Here is a 4,430-nt window from a genome sequence, read left to right on the forward strand (position 1 = left end):
GGCGGCGTCCGCCACAGCGGCGCATGGCTAGTGTCGGTGACGGCATGCGTCCTGCACGACGGCTGCGTCCGCCACAGCGGTGCACGGCTAGTCTTGGGGCATGTTCAGCGCCGCCGTCGACACCGCCCTGGTCTGCGCCGTCATCGTCATCACCGTCGCCGTCGTTGCCGCCCTCGGTTTCCGTCTGTCGCGTTCCTCGCGCGACCTCGGGTCCGACGCCGACCGCGCCACCTATGCCACCCTCCACACCGCTGCGCTCGCTTCCGAGCATCTGCGGGAGGGCCTGACGGCGTCGGGGGCGTCGAAGGCCAGCCGCCATCTGCGGAGCCTGCTGCGGTGCGACACGCTGGTCATGACCGACGACGCCGCCGTCCTCGCCTCTGATGGCGGCCGTGCGCTGCCACCCGCCGCAATGCAGCTGTTCCAGCGGGTGCTGGACAGCGGGCGCACCCAGATCTTCCGCGGTGCGCAGCTTGAGGAGGCGGATGTGCCCGGCGGCGGGGAGTTGGTGGTCGCTCCGGTACGGGTGGACCAGCGGATTGTCGGGACGGTCGGGGCCTTCGCACCGGACGTCAATGCGGGCCTGGTCCGGGCCACCAACGAACTGGCAGGCTGGGTGTCCACCCAGGTTGAACTGGCAGAGCTCGACTCGTCCCGGCGCCTGCTCGTTGAGGCCGAGGTCCGTGCGCTGCGCGCGCAGATCAGCCCGCACTTCATCTACAATTCGCTGAACGCCATCGCCTCGTTCATCAACACCGACCCCGCACGCGCACGTGAACTCGTCGTCGAATTCGCCGACTTCACGCGCTACTCGTTCCGGAGGCACGGCGACTTCACCACCGTTGCCGAGGAGCTCAGGAGCATCGACCGCTACCTGCTGCTGGAGCGTGCCCGCTTTGGTGAGCGGCTCAAGGTCAAACTCGAGATCGGTCCGGAGGTGCTGAGCACCGTCATTCCGTTCCTGAGCCTTCAGCCCCTCGTCGAGAACGCGGTGCGCCACGGCCTCGACTCGAAGGACGGCACCGGCCACATCACCATCACCGCGCACGATTCCGGCGCCTTCGCCGAGGTGACCATCGAGGACGACGGCGTGGGAATCGATCCCGACCATCTCCGCCTGGTACTCGCCGGCCACACCGAGGGGGTGCATGTAGGACTGCGGAACGTCGATTCACGCCTGCGCCAGGTTTACGGCGACGACCACGGCCTGATCATCGACACGGCGCCCGGAGCCGGAACGCTGATCACCATGCGGGTGCCCAAGTCGCAGCCGGATCACCAGGCCTGAGGGACGTAAACTAGTAGTCATGGTCAATGTTGTCATCGCCGATGATGAGCTACCCGCAGTGGAGGAACTGGCCTTCCTGCTGTCCCGCGACGCCCGGATCGGAACGATCCACCGCGCCTCGAGCGGAGCCGAGGCACTGCGCGCCCTGGAGACACACGACGTCGACGCCCTCTTCCTGGACATCCACATGCCCTCGCTTTCCGGTCTCGACATCGCCCGGGTGATCTCGCGCTTCAGCCGGCCGCCCGCCGTCGTCTTCGTCACCGCCGACGAGGACCGCGCCCTGGAAGCGTTCGAGCTCCGGGCGGTGGACTACCTCCTCAAACCGGTGCGGGTGGAGCGGCTCGCCGAATCGGTGCGGCGCATCTGCGAGCTGATGGAGGGTGCCACCGCCGCGCCGGAGGTCATCACCGTCGACCAGGGAGGCACTAGCCGGATGATCCGCCGCGACGAGATCCGCTACGTCCAGGCGCAGGGTGACTACGCACGGCTGCATACCGCGGAGGCGAGCTACCTCATCCGTATTCCGCTCAACGACCTCGAACGCCAATGGGCGGACGCCGGATTCCTCCGCACCCACCGCTCCTACCTCGTCGCCATGGACCAGGTGCGGCAGGTGCGGATCAGTGCCGGCCGGGCAAGCCTGCTGGTGGGCGATGCCGAACTGCCGGTGAGCCGCCGGCACCTTCCCGACGTCCGGGAAAAGCTCGAAGCCACCCGCCTCCGGCCCGGCCAGTAGAACGCGGATGTGCCCTTCCGAGGAATCGCCGGCCCCGACGCCCCTGCCCGAATCCCCCGGCGACGTGTCGCCGAGTCCCCCACTGAACACACCACCAGCCACCCCGCGGGATGTACCAACCGACCTCCCGCCGCAGCGTGTGCGTGTCACCGCCCCTCGCACCAGCGCGCGGTCCAGCAGCAGCTCCTACCCCGTCCTGCGGGAGCTGGCGGAGGAGTCGGAGGTGGGCCAGCTCTTCGTCACGTCCCTGATCCGGTCCCAGCTGCGCCTCGCCCTCGTGGTCGCCGGCGGGTTCCTCATCATCCTTATCGGCATCCCGGTGCTGCTGACTGTTTTCCCCTCGATCAGCGAGGTGACGGTGTTCACCGTCCCCGTCCCGTGGCTCCTGCTGGGCTTTGCCATCTACCCACTCGTCATCGGCTGCGCCGCGCTCTACGTCCGCAGTGCCTCGCGCAATGAGAAGCGCTTCCAGGACCTGATCGATGAATTCTGAGCTCATCCCGTCCGCCGCAATCGGGATGAACCCGGTAGTGGGATATGCGGCCCTGATCCTGGTGGCGCTCAGCACGGTCCTGATCGGCATCTACGGCCTGCGGATTTCACGCACCACCGGGGACTTCTATGTTGCCTCACGCACGGTCCGGCCCTGGTGGAATGCTTCCGCCATCGGCGGTGAATATCTTTCGGCGGCGAGCTTCCTCGGAGTTGCCGGGCTGATCCTCATCTCGGGAGTGGACGCACTGTGGTTCCCCATCGGGTACACGGCCGGCTACCTGATGCTGCTCCTGTTCGTCGCCGCTCCCCTACGGCGCTCCGGGGCGTACACCATCCCCGACTTCGCCCAGGCGCGACTCGATTCACTGCTGGTGCGCCGCGTCACCAGCATGCTGGTGATCGTGGTGGGCTGGCTGTACATCGTCCCGCAACTGCACGGCGCGGCTCTCACCGTCCGGATCACCACGGGCCTTCCCTCCTGGGTGGGCCCCGTCGCCGTCGTCGTCGTGGTGGCCCTCAGCGTCATGACGGGGGGCATGCGGTCCATCACCTTCGTCCAGGCGTTCCAGTACTGGCTCAAGCTCACGGCGCTCGCGGTGCCGCTGGTCTTCATCCTCCTGCGTCTCGGATCGGAGGGTATGGCTGTGACGGCGCGGGGCGCCGCGTTCACCACCGACCTGGACATCACCGGCCAGGCATCCCTCTACAGCACCATCTCACTGGTGATCGCACTGCTGTTCGGAACGCTGGGCCTCCCCCATGTGCTCGTGAGGTTCTATACGAATCCGGACGGCGCCTCCGCCCGGCAGACCACCCTGATCGTGCTGGGGCTGCTGTCGGTGTTCTACCTCTTTCCCGTGGCGTACGGCATCCTGGGGCGGATCTATACCCCCGAACTGGCCGCGGCCGGCACGGCGGATTCCACGGTGCTCCTGTTGCCGGGCCGGATCTTCGACGGCGTCCCCGGGGATCTGCTGTCCGCCCTCGTGACAGCGGGCGCCTTCGCGGCCTTCCTGTCCACAACCAGCGGACTGGTCGTCTCACTCGCCGGCGTCGTGAGTCAGGAGTTCTTCTCCGGCAGCGTGCAGGGATTCCGGCGGGCCGCGGTGCTCTCCGCGCTGATTCCCCTGGTGTTCGCGCTGTTGACCGACACCCAGGCCCTCGCCGGGAGTGTCGGCTCCGTGTTCGCGTTCACTGCCTCGACGATCTGTCCGCTGCTGCTCCTCGCCATTTGGTGGACCGGGCTCACTGACATCGGCGCAGTTGCAGGAATGCTGACCGGAGCGGCACTGTGCGGGGGGTCCATCCTCGCCGCGGCCCTGCTCGGCGGTGAAGCAGCTGATTTCCCCTGGCTCCAGCAACCGGCGCTGTGGACGGTTCCTGCCGCATTCCTGGTGACCATTCTCGTGTCGAGGGCGACGGGCCACCGCAGGCCACGAAATACGGCCCGGGTCCTTGCGCGGCTCCACAGTCCGGAAACCCTGTAGTCCGCAAACCCTGTAATCCGGAAACCCTGTAACCCGGAACCTCTTGGTTCAGGGCAACAAGCCCGCAGCAAGGCCGGCGGCGAGTGCCGCTAGTCGATTGCCGCCATCAGTTCGACCACCCGGTCGAGGAAGGCATCAACCTGCGCTTCCTCGTACCCTGACGCGCCGGCCGTCTCCCGGAAAACTGCCCGGCGCACCGCATCGACACTCAGCGGCCGGGTGTTCTCGAAGTAGCCGCGGAGCTCCTCACAGAGGGAGTCGACGTCTTCCACGTTGTAGCTTGCCGCTTTCCCGTGTGCGGGACGCCGGAACCGCTCCCCCGGAGCACGGTTCAGGCGGCCTTTGAGGACCGCCGCCGTGCGGCCGATCTGCCGAAGCCATGCGTCCTGCCCCTTCGACTCGATCAGGTCGTCGCGCTCAC

Annotated in this window: 5 protein-coding genes; 4 read left to right on the plus strand and 1 reads right to left on the minus strand. The window is 67.4% G+C overall.

Features of this window, described 5'->3' with window-relative positions:
• Positions 1 to 100 precede the first annotated feature (100 nt).
• The 4 genes from Y704_RS0113770 (at position 101) to Y704_RS0113785 (ending at position 4,009) form a co-directional block, all read left to right on the plus strand.
• Positions 101 to 1,288, plus strand: a complete 1,188-nt coding sequence (locus tag Y704_RS0113770) for a sensor histidine kinase (protein ID WP_026550549.1) — start codon at positions 101 to 103, stop codon at positions 1,286 to 1,288.
• A gap of 19 nt (positions 1,289 to 1,307) precedes the next feature.
• Positions 1,308 to 2,027 carry a LytR/AlgR family response regulator transcription factor gene (locus Y704_RS0113775; RefSeq protein WP_026550550.1) on the plus strand — a complete coding sequence of 240 codons (720 nt, stop codon included), beginning with the start codon at positions 1,308 to 1,310 and terminating at the stop codon, positions 2,025 to 2,027.
• A 139-nt stretch (positions 2,028 to 2,166) separates the two neighbouring features.
• On the plus strand, positions 2,167 to 2,520 hold the full coding sequence (locus Y704_RS0113780; protein WP_026550551.1) for a DUF485 domain-containing protein: 354 nt from the start codon (positions 2,167 to 2,169) through the stop codon (positions 2,518 to 2,520).
• Positions 2,521 to 2,545: 25 nt separating this feature from the next.
• Positions 2,546 to 4,009: a sodium/solute symporter gene (locus Y704_RS0113785; protein WP_026550552.1), complete on the plus strand. Its 1,464-nt coding sequence runs from the start codon at positions 2,546 to 2,548 to the stop codon at positions 4,007 to 4,009.
• Positions 4,010 to 4,098: 89 nt separating this feature from the next.
• Here the strand turns inward: Y704_RS0113785 and Y704_RS0113790 are convergent.
• A partial coding sequence (locus tag Y704_RS0113790; RefSeq protein WP_026550553.1) for a DivIVA domain-containing protein occupies positions 4,099 to 4,430 on the minus strand: 332 nt, incomplete at its 5' end.

It is taken from the genome of Arthrobacter sp. Br18, assembly GCF_000520555.1.
Classification (GTDB): Bacteria; Actinomycetota; Actinomycetes; order Actinomycetales; family Micrococcaceae; genus Arthrobacter_D.

Bases quoted from the DNA above. Each gene is read 5' to 3' on its own strand.
- Y704_RS0113785 (WP_026550552.1), top strand. From the start codon at position 2,546: ATGAACCCGGTAGTGGGATATGCGGCCCTGATCCTGGTGGCGCTCAGC.
- Y704_RS0113770 (WP_026550549.1), top strand. From the start codon at position 101: ATGTTCAGCGCCGCCGTCGACACCGCCCTGGTCTGCGCCGTCATCGTC.
- Y704_RS0113775 (WP_026550550.1), top strand. From the start codon at position 1,308: ATGGTCAATGTTGTCATCGCCGATGATGAGCTACCCGCAGTGGAGGAA.